This window comes from Pseudomonas sp. KB-10 (assembly GCF_018221585.1).
Classification (GTDB): domain Bacteria; phylum Pseudomonadota; class Gammaproteobacteria; order Pseudomonadales; family Pseudomonadaceae; genus Aquipseudomonas; species Aquipseudomonas yangonensis.
Genome location: NZ_QYYB01000006.1, coordinates 311,416 through 327,772, shown reverse-complemented (window position 1 = coordinate 327,772; position 16,357 = coordinate 311,416). Strand labels below are relative to the sequence as shown.

14 protein-coding genes are annotated in these 16,357 nt (G+C 64.5%); 7 read left to right on the top strand and 7 right to left on the bottom strand.

Annotated features, from left to right (window positions below):
• Positions 1-69 precede the first annotated feature (69 nt).
• Positions 70-1,605, top strand: coding sequence for an NADH-quinone oxidoreductase subunit L (locus DXK50_RS18100; protein ID WP_212631283.1), 1,536 nt, complete (start codon positions 70-72; stop codon positions 1,603-1,605).
• Positions 1,602-4,055: a YbcC family protein gene (locus tag DXK50_RS18095; protein WP_212631282.1), complete on the top strand. Its 2,454-nt coding sequence runs from the start codon at positions 1,602-1,604 to the stop codon at positions 4,053-4,055. Before DXK50_RS18100 ends, DXK50_RS18095 begins: the two co-directional genes overlap by 4 nt.
• Before the next feature lie 56 nt (positions 4,056-4,111).
• Here DXK50_RS18095 and DXK50_RS18090 read toward each other — a convergent pair whose 3' ends face one another.
• Positions 4,112-4,507 carry a RidA family protein gene (locus DXK50_RS18090; RefSeq protein ID WP_212631281.1) on the bottom strand — a complete coding sequence of 132 codons (396 nt, stop codon included), beginning with the start codon at positions 4,505-4,507 and terminating at the stop codon, positions 4,112-4,114.
• Between the two features lie 139 nt (positions 4,508-4,646).
• On the opposite strand from DXK50_RS18090, the gene DXK50_RS18085 reads away from it, so the two are divergent.
• The 4 genes from DXK50_RS18085 (at position 4,647) to DXK50_RS18070 (ending at position 7,819) form a co-directional block, all read left to right on the top strand.
• Positions 4,647-5,567, top strand: a complete 921-nt coding sequence (locus DXK50_RS18085) for a LysR family transcriptional regulator (RefSeq protein ID WP_212631280.1) — start codon at positions 4,647-4,649, stop codon at positions 5,565-5,567.
• Between the two features lie 192 nt (positions 5,568-5,759).
• Positions 5,760-6,350: a TetR/AcrR family transcriptional regulator gene (locus DXK50_RS18080; protein ID WP_212631279.1), complete on the top strand. Its 591-nt coding sequence runs from the start codon at positions 5,760-5,762 to the stop codon at positions 6,348-6,350.
• 9 nt (positions 6,351-6,359) lie between these two features.
• On the top strand, positions 6,360-6,839 hold the full coding sequence (locus DXK50_RS18075) for a nuclear transport factor 2 family protein (RefSeq protein WP_212631278.1): 480 nt from the start codon (positions 6,360-6,362) through the stop codon (positions 6,837-6,839).
• A gap of 68 nt (positions 6,840-6,907) precedes the next feature.
• Entirely contained in the window at positions 6,908-7,819 is a 912-nt protein-coding gene (locus DXK50_RS18070) for a LysR family transcriptional regulator (protein WP_212631277.1), read from the top strand.
• Between the two features lie 7 nt (positions 7,820-7,826).
• On the opposite strand, the gene DXK50_RS18065 is transcribed toward DXK50_RS18070, so the two are convergent.
• Positions 7,827-8,105 carry a peptidylprolyl isomerase gene (locus tag DXK50_RS18065; RefSeq protein ID WP_233787615.1) on the bottom strand — a complete coding sequence of 93 codons (279 nt, stop codon included), beginning with the start codon at positions 8,103-8,105 and terminating at the stop codon, positions 7,827-7,829.
• A 148-nt stretch (positions 8,106-8,253) separates the two neighbouring features.
• On the opposite strand from DXK50_RS18065, the gene DXK50_RS18060 reads away from it, so the two are divergent.
• Positions 8,254-9,471 (top strand): PilT/PilU family type 4a pilus ATPase, encoded by a 1,218-nt coding sequence (locus DXK50_RS18060; protein ID WP_212631276.1) that lies wholly within the window; start codon positions 8,254-8,256, stop codon positions 9,469-9,471.
• Here DXK50_RS18060 and DXK50_RS18055 read toward each other — a convergent pair.
• The 5 genes from DXK50_RS18055 to DXK50_RS18035 all read right to left on the bottom strand — a co-directional run bounded on the left by DXK50_RS18055 (position 9,468) and on the right by DXK50_RS18035 (position 16,278).
• Positions 9,468-10,217, bottom strand: coding sequence for a substrate-binding periplasmic protein (locus DXK50_RS18055; protein ID WP_212631275.1), 750 nt, complete (start codon positions 10,215-10,217; stop codon positions 9,468-9,470). The two genes, DXK50_RS18060 and DXK50_RS18055, sit on opposite strands and share 4 nt — an antisense overlap.
• Positions 10,218-10,285: 68 nt before the next feature.
• Positions 10,286-12,241, bottom strand: a complete 1,956-nt coding sequence (locus tag DXK50_RS18050; RefSeq protein ID WP_212631274.1) for an acetoacetate--CoA ligase — start codon at positions 12,239-12,241, stop codon at positions 10,286-10,288.
• Positions 12,242-12,475: 234 nt separating this feature from the next.
• Positions 12,476-13,375: a hydroxymethylglutaryl-CoA lyase gene (locus tag DXK50_RS18045; protein ID WP_212631273.1), complete on the bottom strand. Its 900-nt coding sequence runs from the start codon at positions 13,373-13,375 to the stop codon at positions 12,476-12,478.
• Positions 13,376-13,552: 177 nt separating this feature from the next.
• Entirely contained in the window at positions 13,553-15,481 is a 1,929-nt protein-coding gene (locus DXK50_RS18040; RefSeq protein ID WP_212631272.1) for an acetyl-CoA carboxylase biotin carboxylase subunit, read from the bottom strand.
• Positions 15,478-16,278 (bottom strand): gamma-carboxygeranoyl-CoA hydratase, encoded by an 801-nt coding sequence (locus DXK50_RS18035; protein WP_212631271.1) that lies wholly within the window; start codon positions 16,276-16,278, stop codon positions 15,478-15,480. Before DXK50_RS18035 ends, DXK50_RS18040 begins: the two co-directional genes overlap by 4 nt.
• Positions 16,279-16,357 lie beyond the last annotated feature (79 nt).

Sequence of the window (16,357 nt, the reverse complement as noted above, 5' to 3'; positions counted from 1 at the left end):
ATCTATTTTAAATAAATATAGCGCTCCAAGAGACTAGTGCCATCGCGCGCCTATCTCTGGAGATCGTTCATGCTGCCTCTGTCTTCTCAATTGGCCACCTGGCTGCCCTGGCTGTACGCCTTGGCACTGCTGCCGGTGGCGTGGTGGCCGACCCGCATGGCGGCCAGCCTCTGGTGGCCAGGGCGCCTGGCTGGAATCGGCGGTTTGGCTCTGGTGCTGGCCGCGCTGGCGCAGGCTGGCCTCGACGATCAGCCGGCCGACCGCCTGGGGCTGGCCATGGCCAGTCTGATCAGCCTGCTGGCTCTGGTCATCGTCGAGTTTTCCGCGCGTTACCTGCAGGGTGAGCCCGGTCAGCGTCGTTATCTGCTGGCGTTGCTCGGCACCCTGGCGGCGGTAGCCATGGTGGTGACCAGTCGCGATTTGTACGGGCTGGTGGCTGCCTGGATCGTCTCCAGCCTGTGCCTGCGCCAGCTGCTGACCTTCTATCGCGACCGCCCCATGGCACTGGTGGTGGCGCACAAGAAATTTCTCGCCAGCCGCCTGGCCGATGTCTGTCTGCTGTTGGCCAGCGTGCTGCTGGTGCGAGCGGCTGGCAGCAGCGAACTGGCGCAGATACTCGATCAGGTGGCGGTGCGCCTCGACGGCGGCGCCCTTGGCTGGGATCTGCACCTGGCTGCGGTACTGCTGGTGTTGGCGGTAATCCTCAAGCCCGCGCAGTTGCCGGTACATGGCTGGCTGATCCAGGTGATGGAGGCGCCGACGCCGGTGTCGGCGCTGCTGCATGCCGGGCTGGTCAATCTGGGCGGTTTCGTCCTGCTGCGTTTCGCGCCCTTGCTGTCGGCTGCGCCGGTTGCCCAGACGCTGCTGGTGGTGGTGGGCGGCCTGACTGCCGTGCTGGCGGCGCTGGTGATGATGACGCGCATCAGCATCAAGGTGCGTCTGGCCTGGTCGACCTGTGCGCAGATGGGTTTCATGCTGCTCGAATGCGGCCTGGGCCTCTATGAATTGGCGCTGGTGCACCTGTTGGCCCACTCGCTGTACAAGGCACATGCCTTTCTCACCTCCGGGGAGAGGGTGTTGCAGGTGCGTCATCAGGCGTTGCAACCGCAGCGACCGGCACCGGGACTGCTCTCGCTGCTGCTGGGGCTGGCGCTTGCGGGGCTGGCCATGGCGCTGCTCGATCAGCTCTGGCGTTACCTGGTACCGATGCATCCACTGCCGTTGGAGGCCCTGGTCATTCTTGCGGTGGGGCTGGCGCCCTGGTGCCTGCGGTGCAGTCAGCCGGTTTACGCTGCGCTGATGCTGACTGCGTTGCTGGGTCTGTATCTGCTGTGGCACCTGGCAGCCAGCTGGATTCTTGCATCCGGCGCGGCGTTCGCCTCGGCGCCGCTGTATCTGAGCCTGTTGGCCCTGGCGCTGTTCCTTGGGCTCTATCTGCTGCAGGCGTGGATCGTCGCACGGCCCCAGGGCCTGCTGGCGCGGCGCCTGTATCCGGCGGCGTTCGCCGGTTTCTTCCTCGATGAACATTTCACTCGTCTGACCTTTCGCCTGTGGCCGGTACGCCCGCTGCCCGCCAACCTGGCCGCCAACGGAGAGCGCCCATGACCTCCATCGAATACTTCGTCGCCATCGACCGCGACGTCCTCCACGCCGCTGCGGCGCGAGCCTGTGAGCGTATCGCGCCGACCTGGCCATTGGATCGTATGATCGCCGTCAGCCCGCTGTGGGAGCGGCGCCAGCAGCATTGGGCCGAAGTGGCCGAGCAGCTCTGGCGGCGTGTCGGCAGCAGGCTGACGCTAGCGGCTGACGACTACCGCCAGGCCTGGGTCGACGGGCAGATCGGCGAGCGCCACTTGCAGCATGTCTTGAGGGGCAATGCGCACGGCTGGACGGTACCGGATCTGCTGCAGGCTCTGCCGGCTGCGCAACAGGAGGTACCCGGTCTGTCGTTGCTGGAGGATATGGCCGATGCCGAGATCGCCTTGCCGGGCTGGCCGACCTTGATCACCCAGCAGATCGGCCAGTGCTGCGCTGCCTGGTTCGACGAGTGCCAGGCCGACTGGCATGCCGATCGCCAGGGCGGACTGTATCAGGCCTGGCGCCAGGCCATGCAGGACGATCGTGGCCTCAGCGTGCTTAGCGCCTGTCGCGAGTTGGGCGCGCGTATCGCCGAGTTGCCGCTGCAGCCGCGGGCGGCGCTTGAGGCAGCCGTGCAACGCCTGGGGCTGAAGGCCGACGAGCTGGAAGAATGGTTCGATTGTCTGCTGTTGCGCAGCCTGGGCTGGGCCTCCTGGTGCGCCTACCGGCGCTGGCTGGCGCGTCAGGCGGGCAGCGACGATGGCACGCTGCTGGATTTGTTGGCCATTCGCGCGGCCTGGGAGTGGCTGGTGGATGATCGCCGGCGTGATTCAGGCAGTCGCTGGAGTGCCTGGCGCGAGGCCTGGCAGGCTGGGCGCAGCAGCCGGCCGTCGCATGCCTGGCAGGCACTACAGCTGTGGCAGCGCGCCGAAGAGCTGGCCTGGCAAGAGCACCTGCAGCAGCTTCTGCAGTCTGCCCAGGCGCAGAGCGTGGCGGCGCAGCCAACGCTGGCCAAGGTGTACTTCTGCATCGACGTGCGCTCCGAGCCGCTGCGCCGCGCCCTGGAAGAAGTCTGCCCGCAGGTGCAGACCGGCGGTTTCGCCGGCTTCTTCGGTCTGCCGATCGCTTACACGCCGCTCGGCACGACAGCCAGCCGTCCGCAGTTGCCGGGACTCCTGGCGCCGCAACTGAGCGTCGGCGACAGCTGCGGTGACGAGTCCTGCGACGCTCGGCTGGCCGGGCGGCGCCAGGCACGGTTGGCGCGGCAGGGGCGCTGGCGCCTGTTCGAGCGTTTGCCGGCATCGGGCTTTACCCTGGTCGAGTCGCTTGGCCTGGGTTACGCCGGTTCATTGCTCGGGCGCACGGGGGGCTGGCTACGCGGCCTGGCACCGGCCGAGCGCGCGGGGCTGAAGGCCGGTGAGTGGCAACGTCTCAGCCCGGTTCTGGCGCCACTTGGCAATGATCAGCGGGTACAACTGGCGGCTCGTATTCTGCGGGCGATGGGCCTGACGCGGGACTTTCCGCCGTTGCTCCTGCTGCTTGGCCATGGCAGTCAGAGCGCCAACAACCCACAGGCTGCCGGGCTGGATTGCGGCGCCTGTTGCGGCCAGAGCGGCGAGGTCAACGCCCGCGTGTTGGCCGAGCTACTCAACGATTCGGCGGTGCGCCGGGGCCTGGTCGAGCAGGGGATCGAGCTGCCGATGGACTGCCACGTGCTGTCGGGCCTGCACAACACCACTACCGACGAAGTCCGGGTCTTCGCCAGTGACGCCTTGCCGCCTGATCTCATGCCAAGCTGGCAGCGGCTGCGCCAGGCGCTGGACGCCGCAGCCGTACGGGTGCGTGAGGAACGTGCGGCGCGACTGGGGCTGGGGGCTATCCGTCAAAAACCGGAGCGTCTCCTGGCTACCCTGCGCCGACGTGCCGATGACTGGGCGCAGACACGGCCAGAGTGGGGGCTGGCTGGCAATGCCGCTTTCATCGCGGCGCCCCGCGCGCGTAGCCGCGGCCTCGACCTGCAGGGGCGTGCCTTCCTGCATGACTATGACTGGCGGCAGGACGAGGGTAGCAAGGTGCTGGAGTTGATCATGACCGCACCGATGGTGGTAGCGCACTGGATCAACCTGCAGTACCTGACCTCGACTACCGACAACCAGCGCTTCGGCAGTGGCAACAAGGTGCTGCACAACGTGGTGGGTGGCAACATCGGGGTATTCGAGGGCAACGGTGGCGACCTGCGCATCGGCCTGGCGCGCCAGTCGCTGCATGATGGTCAGCGCTGGTTGCATCGGCCGCTGCGTCTGAGCGTGATCATCGCTGCGCCGCGCTCGATGATCGATCAGGTGATCGCCAGCCATCAGGTGGTGCGCGAGCTGGTCGAAAATGGCTGGCTGTATCTGCTGAGGCTGGACGATCATCCCGGCACGCCATTGCAGATTCGCGACGGCGATGGCTGGCGGCCGTTGCTCGCGCCTTGAGCCGAATCTGCGCCCACCGGGCCGTGCCGCTCTGCGCAGAGCGGTACGGCCAGCATTCACTGCGGCAGCTTGGCGATCACCTTGATCTCGAAGTCGAAACCGGACAGCCAGGTCACGCCAATGGCGGTCACCGTCGGGTAGGGTGCTTCGCCCCAATAATCGGCTGCCACTTCCCAGATGGTTTCGAATTTCGCGTGCGGATCGACCATGAAGATGGTGGTGTCGACCACGTCGTCGAAGCTGCAACCGGCTTCGGCGAGAATCGCGTTGAGGTTGGTGAAGGCCAGGCGAACCTGATCTTTCAGATCGGGTTCGGGCGAACCATCCTTGCGGCTGCCGACCTGGCCGGAGACGAACAGAAAGCCGTTGGAGCGAATCGCCGGTGAGTAGCGATGAAGTTCGTACAGGGCATGCCGGTCGGCCGGGAAAATCACATCACGTTTGCTGCTCATGGGTATCTCCGTCGGGGCCGGTGCGGCCCGCTGTTAGCGATAGCCCCACTTTAAGAACGTCACCGGGCTGGATAAACGCGCAACTCTGGTCATGACTGTTTGTAGAATCCAAACAATCAATGATTGAGAGAGACGTGAAATGGACCGTTTCGATGCGATGCAGGCCTTCGCCCGGGTGGTGGAAACCGGCAGTTTCACCAAGGCGGCTGCGACCCTGCACATGAGCAAGACCAGCGTGACGCAATTGGTCCAGCAACTGGAGGCGCGACTGCGCGTACGCCTGCTCAACCGCACTACGCGCAAGGTCAACGTCACCGCCGATGGCGCCGCCTACTACGAGCGTGTGGTGCGTCTGCTGGCCGATGTCGACGACGCCGAGACCAGTCTGTCCAGCGCGACGCTGGCGCCACACGGTCGTTTGCGAGTGGACGTGCCCAGCCCCTTCGCGCGCATGCTGCTGATCCCGGCCTTGCCGGCGTTCTATGCGCGTTATCCGGAGATTCAGCTGACCCTGGGCGTGAGCGATCGAATCATCGACATCATCGGCGAGAACGTCGATTGCGTGGTGCGTGGCGGTGAGATCACCGATCAGTCGCTGATCGCACGGCATATCGGCGACTTGCAACTGGGCATCTATGCTGCACCGGATTATCTGCAGCGAGCGGGCATGCCGACGCATCCGCGCGAACTGGAAGACAGCGGCCACAGTACGGTGGGTTTTCTCTGGTCACGAACCGGCAAGGCCTTGCCTTATGCCATGTGGCGCGGCGAGGAGCGCATTGAAGCGCAGGGCCGACCGCTATTGACCGTCGACGACGGCAATGCCTACCTGGCCGCAGGCCTGGCGGGCCTGGGCATGCTCTGGCTACCGCACTACATGGCCAGGCCGCACCTTGGCAGCGGCGAGCTGGTGCGCCTGTTCGAGGACTGGCACATGACGCCGATGCCGATGTACCTGGCTTTCCCGCCGAACCGGCATGTCAGTGCCAAGCTGCGGGTGTTCATCGATTGGGTGGTAGCGCTGATGGCAGAGCATGCGCCGGTGACGGAGCGGCGCTGAGCGGCTTCGGCCTGCAAGGCGCATCTGCGAAGTCGGGTGGCGCACGTAGTGTCAGGCTCGCGCCGTCGAGATTCTGAAGCGCTGGCGCACTCTGCTGATCGACCGCCCGTCCCCTGCTCACGAAAAATCGATTGACCGGAGAGAATGATCGTTCTACTTTGTTGAGAACGATCATTCTCTCTGGTTTGGACCATGCTCGAAGACGTCTCGATCCAGCAGCGCCTGCTGCAAGCCACCGAAAGCCTGGTCTATGCCGGTGGCATCAACGCCACCGGGATGGACGCCATCGTCAAGGCATCAGGGGTGGCGCGCAAAAGCATCTATCGCCTCTATCCGACCAAGGAAGCATTGGTCGCCGCAGCGCTGCGCGCGCGCGATGAGCGCTGGATGCAGTGGTTTATTGCAGGTACTGCCGTCGGCTCGCCAAGCGAGCGTTTGCTGGCTGTGTTTCCGCTTCTGCGCAGCTGGTTCTCTGCGGCTGATTTTCACGGCTGCGCCTTTATCAACGCTGCGGGAGAAATCGGTGATCTCGCCAGTGAGATCCGCGCTGTGGCGCTGCTGCACAAACAGCGCTTGTTGGCCTATCTGAACGAGCTGACCACGGCTGGCGGCTTTGCCGAACCCGAGGAAATGGCCAGGCAGTTCCTCCTGCTGATCGACGGCGCGACTGCCGTCGCCATGGTTACCGGCCAGGCGGATGCCGCCGACAGTGCCGGCCGTACAGCGCAATTGCTTCTGCAATCCCTATCGCCCAGCAATGGGCTCAACTCCCCGCAAGCCTGAGGTGCCGTCATGTCGTCAAATACTGAAGTCCGTCCGCCGCTGCCGCCGTTCACCCGCGAGAGCGCCATCGAGAAGGTCCGCCTGGCCGAGGATGGCTGGAACAGCCGTGACGCGGCCAAGGTCGCGCTGGCCTACAGCCTCGATACGCGCTGGCGCAACCGTGCCGAGTTCATCAACGGCCGCGATCAGGCACGTGCCTTCCTCGAACGCAAATGGGCGAAGGAGTTGGAATACCGTCTGATCAAGGAGCTCTGGGCATTCACCGACAACCGCATCGCCGTGCGCTATGCCTACGAATGGCGCGACGACTCGGGCAACTGGTATCGCTCCTACGGTAACGAGAACTGGGAGTTCGGCGCAGACGGGCTGATGATCAACCGTTATGCCTGCATCAACGACCTGCCGATCCAGGAGTCCGAGCGCAAGTTCCGTTGGCCTCAGGGGCGTCGTCCTGACGATCATCCAGGGCTCTCCGAACTGGGGCTCTGATCAGGCTATGTGGGCACGGCAGTTGCTGCTTTAATGCGCCAATAAAACTGTGCCCCGAGGCCCTCTGGATGAATCGCAACGACCTGCGCCGCGTCGACCTGAATCTGCTGGTGATCTTCGAAACCCTGATGTTCGAGAAGAACCTGACCCGCGCGGCCGAGAAGCTGTTTCTCGGTCAGCCGGCGGTCAGCGCGGCGCTGGCCAGGCTGCGTGATCTGTTCGACGACCCGTTGCTGGTACGCAATGGTCGTGGCTTCGAGCCGACGGCGCGGGCGCTGGCGATTCTCAAGGAGCTGCAGCCGGCGATGGACACCATCTCGGGTGCGGTAAGCCGTGCGCGCGAGTTCAACCCGGCGACCAACCGCGACACCTTCCGCATCGGTCTGTCCGATGACGCCGAGTTCGGCCTGTTCCCGGCCTTGCTCAACCAGATCCGCGAAGAGGCACCTGAGGTTGTCATCGTGGTGCGGCGGGTCAACTTCCTGCTGATGTCGCCGATGCTGGCTTCGGGGGAAATTTCCGTGGGCGTCAGCTACACCACCGAGCTGCCGGCCAACGCCAAGCGACGCAAGCTGCGCGAAATGAAGGTCAAGGTGCTGCGTGGCGACGACCGCCCGGGCGCGCTGACACTGGATGAGTACTGCTCGCGGCCGCATGCGCTGGTGTCGTTCTCGGGCGATCTGTGCGGCAATATCGACAACGATCTGGCGCGCCTGGATCGCGCACGGCGCGTGGTATTGGCGGTGCCGCAGTTCAGCGGTTTGCGCTCGATCATCGCCGGTACGGAGATGCTCGCCACGGTTCCGGATTTCGCCGCGGCAGCGCTGATCGATGGGACTCGTCTGCGCGCCGATGATCCACCCTTCGAACTGGTGAACTCGGACCTTTCCATGGTCTGGAGCGGGGTGACCGACAACGACCCGGCCGAGCGCTGGCTCAGGAGCAAGATCGTCGAGTTCATGGGCGAACCTGGCGTCTGAGCGCGTCTCAGTCGCGGAAGAACACCTGGATCAGGTGGTAGCCGAACTGCGTCTTGACCGGGCCGTGCACTTCCCGCAGCGGCTTCTTGAAGATCACCTGATCCACCGCGCGTACCATCTGCCCGGGGCGCACTTCGCCGAGGTCTCCGCCTTTCTTGCCGGAGGGGCAGGTTGAGTGCTTGCGTGCCAGCACATCGAAGGCTTCGCCGGCGGCGATGCGCTTTTTCAGCGCGACGGCTTCCGCTTCGGTCTTGACCAGGATGTGGCGGGCCATTGCCTTTGCCATTGATGGGGTCCTCATTTCTGTCAGGGCGCTATTGTGCCAGCATTCGTTGCGCCAGCAGAATGGCGTCAATTTTACGAGGCGTGCGTCATCCGCAGTGCGGGCGATCATGGCCTATGGTATTTCAATCGTGCCCACGGAAAGCGCCGCCATGGATCTCCACGCAATGCTGAAAATCCTGTCCAGTCAGGATGGCTCCGATCTGTATCTGTCCACCGGTGCGCCGCCTTGCGCCAAGTTCAATGGCGTGCTCAAGGCCCTGAGTCAGGAGCCGATGAAGGCGGGCGATGTGGCAGCCATCGCCGATTCGATCATGGATAGCGCGCAGCGCGAGGAGTTCGAGCGCGAGCTGGAAATGAATCTGGCCATCTCGCTGGCCGGTGTCGGGCGTTTCCGCATCAACATCTTCAAGCAGCGCAACGAGGTGTCCATCGTCGCGCGCAACATCAAGCTGGACATTCCCCGCTTCGAAGATCTGAAACTGCCCGAGGTGCTGCTCAGCACCGTGATGGAAAAGCGCGGCCTGGTGCTATTCGTTGGCGGCACGGGCTCGGGCAAGTCGACCTCCCTGGCGGCGCTGATCGACTACCGCAACCGCAACAGCGGCGGCCATATCATCACCATCGAAGACCCGGTGGAGTACGTACACCGGCACAAGAAGTCGATCATCAACCAGCGTGAGGTGGGCGTGGACACCCGCAGCTTCCATGCCGCGCTGAAGAACACCCTGCGCCAGGCGCCTGACGTGATCCTGATTGGCGAGATCCGCGACCGGGAAACCATGGAGCACGCCCTGGCCTTCGCCGACACCGGGCATTTGGCGATCTCCACGCTGCACGCCAACAACGCCAACCAGGCGCTGGACCGCATCATCAATTTCTTCCCGGAAGATCGTCGCCCGCAGCTGCTCAACGACCTGGGCAACAACCTCAAGGCATTCGTTTCCCAGCGTCTGGTCAAAACCGTCGATGGCAAGCGTCGCGCCGCGGTCGAGGTGATGCTGGGTACGCCGACGGTGCGCGACCTGATCAAGCGCAACGAATTCTCCGAGCTCAAGGAAATCATGGAGAAATCCAAAAACCTGGGCATGCAGACCTTCGACCAGGCGCTGATCGATCTGGTGCATGAAGGCGCCATCGACGAAGAAGAGGCGGTGAAGAACGCCGACTCGGCGAACAACGTGCGCCTTAAGCTCAAGCTTTATCGCGACAACCCGGCTAATGCCAGGCCGGCACCCGCCGCAGCGCCGGTGGCCGCGCCGGTCGCTGCACCGAAGGCCGCCCCGGCAGGCGATTGGGGGCTGGAGCTGAAGCTGGAGGATATCGAGGAAGAACAGCCACCGGAGGACCCGGGGCGGCAGGGGATCTAGGGATTGGGTTGCAGCGGCAGATAGGCCTGGCGCAAACGCTGGCTGACGCCTTCCTGCTCGAGCGCTTTGATCGCGTCGCGCAACTGGCCGACCAACTGCTCATCGCATTTCCTGGAACAGCCAAGATACAGACCGGTGCTGGCCAGTGTCGGGCTTCTGCGCAGGTTCTGCTCGCGGTAAATGGAGTTTTCCCAGATGTACAGCGCTTCCGGCACCCCGGTGAACCAGGCGTCGATGCGTTCGAGAACCAGAAGGTGGGCGGGATTCTCGCCCAGTTTGAGCTGCACGATCTGCTCGTCGCTGAAACCCTCGCGCTGCAGGATGCCGACCTGTGCGGTGCCCATCCCGACGCCGATGCGACGGTAACGCTGACGGGCTTGAGCAAAGTTCGTTACGGGGTCGTCAAGGCTGAAAAAAGCGCGCTCCAGTTCCATGATCGGGGCGATCCAGGTGTAGAGCTCCTCGCGTTCTGGGGTGCGTGACAGGGGAATGATCAGCAGGTTCTTGCCCTTGGCCACACGGGCTTGGGCCCGCGGCCAGGGTTCGGCGACGATCTGAGTGAGTTTACCGATGCGTGCCAGCGCAGCCAGTGCGACGTCCCCCACCATGCCGTGGCCCCCGGCGTAGTGAGTAAGCGCCAGCGGCGGCGCCTCCGGCATGTACAGCCTGATGGGTTCATCGGCCGATGCCGCCGCGGCGAACAGCAGGGCAACGAGCAGGCAGGAGAGCTTGAGCACGACGAACATCCTGTTGTTGCGATCAAGTCAGTATAGGAGGCGGTGGTTTGAAGGAGTGTGGGGCAGTCGTCACTCGCTCATTTCTGCAGTTCGGGTAAATCGCGATACAGCTCCAGCGCCTGCGGGTTGGCCAGGGCGTCGGTGTTCTTCACCGGGCGGCCATGGACGACGTTGCGCACCGCCAGTTCGACTATCTTGCCGCTGATGGTGCGCGGGATGTCGGCGACCTGAACGATCCGCGACGGCACGTGGCGCGGTGTGGTGTTGGCGCGGATGATCCGGCAGATTTCATCGCGCAAGGCATCATCCAGCGTCACGCCCTCGCGTAGACGGACGAACAGCACCACGCGCACGTCGCCTTGCCAGTCCTGACCGATGGCGATGGACTCCAGCACCTGCGGCACCTTCTCCACCTGGCGATAGATCTCCGCGGTACCGATGCGTACGCCGCCTGGGTTGAGCACCGCGTCGGAGCGGCCATGTATGACCAGGCCGCCGTGCTCGGTTTCTTCGGCATAGTCGCCGTGAGCCCAAACGCCGGGGAATGTATCGAAATAGGCTGCGCGGAATTTCTCTCCACCTGCGTCGTTCCAGAATCCCACCGGCATCGACGGGAAGTGCCGAGCACAGACCAGCTCGCCCTTGCCGCCGTGAAGCGATCGGCCGTTCTCGTCCCACACCTGCACGTCCATGCCCAGGCCCTTGCACTGCAGCTCGCCAGGCCACACCGGCAAGGTCGGGTTGCCCAGGGCGAAGCAGGAAACGATATCGGTGCCACCGGAGATCGACGACAGGCACAGATCCGCCTTCACGTCGCGGTAGACATAGTCGAAGCTTTCATGGGCCAGCGGCGAGCCGGTGGAGAGAATGGCCTTGAGGCTAAGCAATTTATGGCTTTCGCGCGGTCTGACGCCGGCTTTCTCCAGCGCGGCGATGAACTTGGCGCTGGTGCCGAAGATGGAAATGTCCTCGGCGTCGATCAGGTCGATCAGGCGCGTCGGCTCGGGATGGAAGGGCGAGCCGTCATAGAGCACCAGGGTGGCGCCCATGGCCAGACCGGACATGAGCCAGTTCCACATCATCCAGCCGCAGGTGGTGTAGTAGAACAGGGTGTCGGTGGCCCCCAGGTCGGTGTGCAGGCCCAGCTCCTTGACGTGCTGTAGCAGGGTGCCGCCGGTGCCGTGGACGATGCACTTGGGCACGCCGGTGGTGCCGCTGGAGTAGAGGATGTACAGCGGTTGGTCGAAGGCTAGGGCAGTGAACTGCGGGGCGCCGCCGGGCTGGTAAAAGTCCTGCCAGAGGGTGACGGCTGCGGCGGATTGGCAATCCGTCGTGCGAGCGTCGAGGTTGGCATAGGGCACCAGCACCAGATGTTGCACAGAAGGCAGTTGCCCGAGGATTTCGTTGAGCTTGTCGGTCAGATCCAGGCTCTTGCCCGCGTAGCGGTAGCCCGCGGCGGCGATCAGCACCTTGGGTTCGATCTGGCCGAAACGGTCGATCACACCCTGAGTGCCAAAATCCGGCGAACAGCTCGACCAGGTCGCGCCCAGGCTGGCGCTGGCAAGCATACCCACCACGGTTTGCCAGGTATTGGGCATGAACGCGGCGACGCGGTCGCCGATGCCTACGCCTGCGTTACGCAGCGCCCGCTGCAGACCGGCGACATGCGCGGCCAGCTGTGCGTAGCTGAGTTGCTCGCGGCTGCCGTCCTCGGCAATGGCCACCAGCGCCGGATGACCATCGCGGCGGCGCAGCAGGTGTTCGGCAAAATTCAGGGTGGCACCCGGGAACCATTGCGCATCCGGCATCGCCGGGCCTTCGCGCAGCACGCATTCGGCGGGGCTGTGAAAACGAATCTCGAAGAAATCGACGATGGCCTGCCAGAAAGCCTCGCGTTGCTCGACGCTCCAGGCATGCAGGGCAGGGTAATCGACCAGTTGCAGACCATGGCGCTGGTTGACGAAACGACGGAAAGCCTCCATTCGGCTGGCAGCGATACGTTCGGCGGAAGGTGTCCATAGCGGTTGCGGCATGGTCAGTCCTCGTCGTTCTTATCCTTGGCTTCAGCTTAGTGCGTTCGGGGCATTCGACCTTTAACTCAGACGACCTTCGCTGCTATCGCACCGACCTTCTTAGAGGTTCGGAAGCTATCTGGGTAAAACGCTGCAGTCACTGGTAGGAGCGGCTTTAGCCGCGAAAATCGCGGATGAATCCGCTCCTACAGCCTGTAGGGTGGATCACGCTTCACCGATCCACCCTACGGCGCCTTATCGACTCAGGCGGGCACGCGCAACCCGCGAGCCATTGGCCTTGCCCAGCACCTCGCAGATGCGCTGGCCGGCGGCGATCAGCTTGTCCATGTCGATGCCGGTGTCGATGCCCAGGCCCTGCAGCAGATAGAGCACATCCTCGGTAGCGACGTTACCGGTGGCGCCCTTGGCATAGGGGCAGCCGCCCAGACCTGCGACCGAACTGTCGAACACGCTGATGCCTTCGAGCAGGCTGGCGTAGATATTGGCCAGCGCCTGGCCGTAGGTGTCGTGGAAATGCCCGGCCAACAGGTGGCGTGGCACTTGACGGGCGACCGTTTCGATTAACTGGCGGGTCTTGCCGGCGGTGCCGGTGCCGATGGTGTCGCCCAGTGACACTTCATAGCAGCCCATGGCATGCAGCTCGCGAGCGACGCTGGCAACTTGCTCCGGATCGATTTCACCGTCGTAGGGGCAGCCGAGCACGCAGGACACGTAGCCGCGTACGCGCACCTTCGCGGCCTTGGCCGCCTCCAGCAGCGGCACGAAACGCTGCAGGCTTTCGGCGATGGAGCAGTTGATGTTCTTCTGCGAAAAGGCCTCGCTGGCAGCGGCGAACACTGCCACTTCCTCTACCCTGGCCTCGAGCGCGGCCTCGAAGCCTTTCAGGTTGGGGGTCAGTGCCGCGTAGGTGATGCCCGGTTTACGCTGGATACCGGCGAAGACCTCGGCGCTGCCGGCCATCTGTGGCACCCATTTGGGCGAGACGAAGCTGCCCACTTCGATATAGCGCAGGCCGGCGGCGCTCAGCTCGTCGACCAGGCGCACCTTGTCGGCGACGCTGATCGGCTGTTTCTCGTTCTGCAGGCCGTCGCGCGGGCCGACTTCCACCAGGCGTACGGATTGGGGCAGGTTCATAGGTGTTACCTCGTATTCGTAGTGCGCCTCGTGGGGAGGTCTGTAGGAGCGAACTTATTCGCGATTGGATCGCGACGCTGCCACCGATATCGCGAATAAATTCGCTTCTACAACGGCATCGTTGTTCATATCCATCTTATCCAGCGAAGGTGGTGAATCGAGAAAGTGTGATCCACCCTACGGCGCCAGCTCCACCAGCAGCGTGCCTTCACTGACCATTTCCCCTTCGTGGCAATACAGCGCCTTGACTGTGCCGGCTTCGGGCGCACGGATGCTGTGTTCCATCTTCATCGCCTCCAGCACCACCAGGGCTGTGCCAGCCGCGACCGCCTGGCCGGGTTCGACCAGCACGCGGACGATGCTGCCGTTCATGGGCGCGCTCAGGCCGCCCTGCTGGGCATGGCTGGCCTCGGCGGCGGCGATGGGGTCGAAGCGCGTGACGGCATGCAGTTCGCCTTGCCACTGCAAGTAAAGCGTGTCGCCACGGCGAATGGCGCGCAGACGCTGGCGCGTACCTTCTATCTCCGCCAGCAACTCTTCGTCTTGCAAGCAGGCTGTGTCAGCCGCGCGCACCTTGCGGTTCTCGCCCTGGCAGCTCAGGTGAAGCTCGATCTCGGCTTTACCACCGGCGCGCCAGCCATTGCGACTCGCCCAGGGCGAGTGGGGATCGTCATCGCGTTGTAGTGGCTTCTCGCTCTGCACCCAGGCATCGGCCGCCAGTTGCCAGAAGGTATCCGGCAATTCCCCTGGGGCAGGTAGCAGTTGTGGCTGATGGCGCGGGATAAAACCCGTATCCAGCTCGCATGCGGCGAAGGCCGGGTGGGCGAGGATGCGACGCAGGAACGCCAGGTTGGTCTTCACGCCACCGACCAAGGTGTCGTCGAGCATGGCCAGCAGGCGCAGGCGTGCCTGCTCGCGGTTCTCGCCCCAGGCGATCAGCTTGCCCAGCATCGGGTCGTAGAAGGGCGAGACGCTGTCGCCCTCGGCCACGCCGCTGTCGATACGCCGCCCGTCGCCATTGCCGGCCTCGCGGTACAGCGCCAGGGTGCCGGTGGCAGGGAGGAAGTCGTGATCCGGGTCTTCGGCGTACAGCCGCACCTCGATGGCGTGGCCGATCAGCGGCACCTGCTGTTGGGTCAGCGGCAGCGGCTCGCCACGGGCGACGCGAATCTGCCAGGCAACCAGATCGAGGCCGGTGATGGCCTCGGTGACCGGGTGCTCCACCTGCAGCCGGGTGTTCATTTCCATGAAGAAGAAGTCGCCACGCTCGTCCAGCAGGAATTCCACGGTGCCGGCGCCGACATAGCCGATGGCCTGCGCCGCCTTGACCGCCGCCTCGCCCATGGCGCGGCGCAGCTCGGGGCTCAGGCCTGGTGCCGGAGCTTCTTCGACCACCTTCTGATGGCGACGCTGGATGGAGCAGTCGCGCTCGTTGAGGTACAGGCAGTTGCCGTGCTGGTCGGCGAACACCTGAATCTCCACGTGGCGCGGCTTGAGTACGTATTTCTCCACCAGCATGCGCGATTCGCCGAAGGCCGATTGCGCTTCGCGCTGCGCGGACTCAAGCGTCTCAGCGAGCTGGGCTTCGGATTCGGCCACCTTCATGCCCTTGCCACCGCCGCCGGCAGCAGCCTTGAGCAGCACCGGGTAGCCGATGCGCTCGGCTGCCTGGCGGAAGGTGTCGATATCCTGCGCTTCGCCGTGATAGCCGGGTACCAGCGGCACGCCGGCGGCCTCCATCAGCGATTTGGCCGCCGACTTGCTGCCCATGGCTTCGATGGCCGAGGCGGGCGGGCCGAGAAAGATCAGCCCGGCTTCTTCACAGGCGCGGGCGAAGCCGGCGTTCTCCGAGAGAAAACCGTAGCCCGGGTGGATGGCCTGGGCGCCGCTGGCCTTGGCGGCGGCGATGATCCTGTCGATCAGCAGGTAGCTTTCGCCGGGTTTGGCGCCGCCCAGGTTCACCGCCATGTCGGCTTCGCGCACATGCCGTGCGCTGGCATCGATGGCGCTGTGCACGGCCACGCTGCGGATGCCCATGGCCTTGGCCGTGCGCATCACGCGGCAGGCGATTTCGCCGCGGTTGGCGACCAGCAGGGTGTCGATCATGGTAATTGCTCCTGCCAGGAAGGTTGGCGTTTTTCCAGGAAGGCGCGCAGGCCTTCCTGGCCCTCGGCGCTCACGCGCAGACGGGCGATGGCGTTCTCGGTGTAGCGGCGCAGGGCAGGGGTCAGCTCACCGCTGCCGACTTCGCGCAGCAAATCCTTGCTGGCGCGCATGGCTTGCGGGCTGTTGTGCAGCAGATTGCCGACCCAGGCTTCGACCTGAGCGTCCAGCTCATCGGCCGGGAAACACTCGGCGAGCAGGCCCAGCTCGCGGGCGCGCTTGCCGTCGAAACGCTCGGCGGTCAGCGCGTAGCGCCTGGCCGCGCGCTCGCCGATGGCCTGCACGACGAAGGGGCTGATCACGGCCGGGGCGAGGCCGATGCGCACCTCGGACAGCGAGAACAGCGCGTCCTCGGCCCCGATGGCCAGGTCGCAGCAACTGGCCAGACCCACCGCACCGCCGAAGGCCGCGCCCTGGACGACGGCCAGGGTGGGGATCTTCAGGCCGCGCAGGTTGTACATCAGCTCGGCCAGCTCGCGGGCGTCGTTCAGGTTGGCGTTGTAGTCGAGGGTGGCGGCGTGCTGCATCCAGGCCAGATCGGCGCCAGCGGAGAAGTGCTTGCCACGGCCGCGAAGCAGGAGAAAGCGCAGGCTCTTGTCTTCACCCACAGCATCGAGGGCGAGGATCAGCTCGCGGATCATCTCGGCATTGAAGGCGTTGTTCTTTTCCGGGCGGTTCAGCCATAGGGTGGCGAAGCCGCGCGGGTCTTTCTCAAGCTGTACGGTAGTGAAGTCGGTCATGGTGTCAGGCTCGAAGGGCTGGGTAGGAGCGGCTTCAGCTGCGATCAGCGTGCCAGGATTCGCGGCTGAAGCCGCTCCT

Excerpts from the sequence above, each read along its gene's own strand:
- DXK50_RS18045 (WP_212631273.1), bottom strand. The coding sequence starts at position 13,375 with ATGAACCTGCCCCAATCCGTACGCCTGGTGGAAGTCGGCCCGCGCGAC.
- DXK50_RS18055 (WP_212631275.1), bottom strand. The coding sequence starts at position 10,217 with ATGTTCGTCGTGCTCAAGCTCTCCTGCCTGCTCGTTGCCCTGCTGTTC.
- DXK50_RS18095 (WP_212631282.1), top strand. The coding sequence starts at position 1,602 with ATGACCTCCATCGAATACTTCGTCGCCATCGACCGCGACGTCCTCCAC.
- DXK50_RS18100 (WP_212631283.1), top strand. The coding sequence starts at position 70 with ATGCTGCCTCTGTCTTCTCAATTGGCCACCTGGCTGCCCTGGCTGTAC.
- DXK50_RS18085 (WP_212631280.1), top strand. The coding sequence starts at position 4,647 with ATGGACCGTTTCGATGCGATGCAGGCCTTCGCCCGGGTGGTGGAAACC.
- DXK50_RS18050 (WP_212631274.1), bottom strand. The coding sequence starts at position 12,241 with ATGCCGCAACCGCTATGGACACCTTCCGCCGAACGTATCGCTGCCAGC.
- DXK50_RS18035 (WP_212631271.1), bottom strand. The coding sequence starts at position 16,278 with ATGACCGACTTCACTACCGTACAGCTTGAGAAAGACCCGCGCGGCTTC.
- DXK50_RS18065 (WP_233787615.1), bottom strand. The coding sequence starts at position 8,105 with ATGGCAAAGGCAATGGCCCGCCACATCCTGGTCAAGACCGAAGCGGAA.
- DXK50_RS18040 (WP_212631272.1), bottom strand. The coding sequence starts at position 15,481 with ATGATCGACACCCTGCTGGTCGCCAACCGCGGCGAAATCGCCTGCCGC.
- DXK50_RS18080 (WP_212631279.1), top strand. The coding sequence starts at position 5,760 with ATGCTCGAAGACGTCTCGATCCAGCAGCGCCTGCTGCAAGCCACCGAA.
- DXK50_RS18090 (WP_212631281.1), bottom strand. The coding sequence starts at position 4,507 with ATGAGCAGCAAACGTGATGTGATTTTCCCGGCCGACCGGCATGCCCTG.
- DXK50_RS18060 (WP_212631276.1), top strand. The coding sequence starts at position 8,254 with ATGGATCTCCACGCAATGCTGAAAATCCTGTCCAGTCAGGATGGCTCC.
- DXK50_RS18070 (WP_212631277.1), top strand. The coding sequence starts at position 6,908 with ATGAATCGCAACGACCTGCGCCGCGTCGACCTGAATCTGCTGGTGATC.
- DXK50_RS18075 (WP_212631278.1), top strand. The coding sequence starts at position 6,360 with ATGTCGTCAAATACTGAAGTCCGTCCGCCGCTGCCGCCGTTCACCCGC.